The organism is Bacillus sp. JJ1474, assembly GCF_036965225.1.
GTDB lineage: Bacteria > Bacillota > Bacilli > Bacillales > Cytobacillaceae > Cytobacillus.
Genome location: NZ_JBALPC010000228.1, coordinates 1,799 through 3,149, shown reverse-complemented (window position 1 = coordinate 3,149; position 1,351 = coordinate 1,799). Strand labels below are relative to the sequence as shown.

General features: G+C 38.1%; 1 protein-coding gene. It reads right to left on the bottom strand.

Annotation, left to right across the window (positions count from 1 at the left end):
* Positions 1 to 1,351: allantoin permease (gene allW, locus V7164_RS22830; protein WP_335355311.1), on the bottom strand; the 1,351-nt coding region annotated here is incomplete at both ends.

Here is a 1,351-nt window from a genome sequence, read left to right as displayed (position 1 = left end):
CCAAGAAATATCGTAAAGCGGCTTTAGAAATGGTATGAAATTCCCAATCAAACAAATAACACCTGCTATAATCGTTGTTACGATGGCATTTATATTAAACCCATTTCTATAATTGTATTGGCCGTTTTTTGCATATAATTCGTTCAAGTCAATATTCGTTTTGGATATGACAAAATACTGAGCTAACATGACCCCTGTTACTGGAGCTAATATTCCGGCAATAATATTTAAAAAGGTAAAAATACTTGTTGCATTTTCCATAAGCTTCCACGGCATAACTAGAATTCCGATGACAGCTGCAATCATGGCACCCGTTTTGAAAGTCAGTTTTTTTGGAAATAAAGATGCTAATTGGTAACCAGCTGGAACAATATTACCTGTTACGTTTACTGATAAAGTCGTTAAGCATAAAGTAAGAACTGAAATAGCGATTGCAAACGTTCCTTCAAAACGAGCAACAACATCAAGTACGTTCCAGATCGGAGTTCCGAAAGCAATTTCAGATCCGACAATAATTGCGATGCTCGCCACTGCAAATAATAAGTACGCTACAACGAGCCCGACTGTTTGTCCAATTGCTTGTTCCTTCGTTGAGCGAGCCATCCTTGTGAAATCTGAAACGTTTACAATCGGTGCTGCCCATGCTGCAATTACTGCTGTTACAGCCGCGAAAAAGATAATCAGTTTATTTCCGTGAAATCCCGATCCAGTATAAGCTAGTATAGGTCCAATCCCGCCGGCTAAGTTAATAGCCCAAATGGCCATTCCAATAAAAACGATGTAAACAAGGGGTGAAAGGATTTTTGCGAATTTTCCTAAAAACCCTATTCCTCCGTATATTAATGCCACATTGAATAACCAGAATAGTAAAAATGAAATCAAAGCTGGCAATGATAAACCTAATAAGTTCCAATCTCCACCTAATGTTAAATATGTAGGCCAAAGTTTTCCAATTAAGATCGATAATGCCTGGCTACCTGCGTACGTTTGAAATCCGAACCACATGATTGCAGCTATCACTCCTCTTAATACTCCTGGAATCATTGCACCTTTATTTCCATATGATAAGCGCAATAACATTGCAAATGGCAAGCCGTACTTTGATCCAGCATGACCATTTAGAACTAGCACTGCAGCAATAATAATGGAAGCAACCATGATGGCTAAAAAAACTTGGCTAACTGACAAGCCTAATGCAAAAAGGCCACCAATAGCAATATAGTTTGGAATGTTATGAACAGAGCCCATCCAAATGGTAAAAAAGTTTCCTATGCCCCATTTTCTTTCTTCTTCCTTTGTTGGTAAAACGTCTTCACTATAACCAGAAGCTTTTACTTGCTCTCTATTAAAG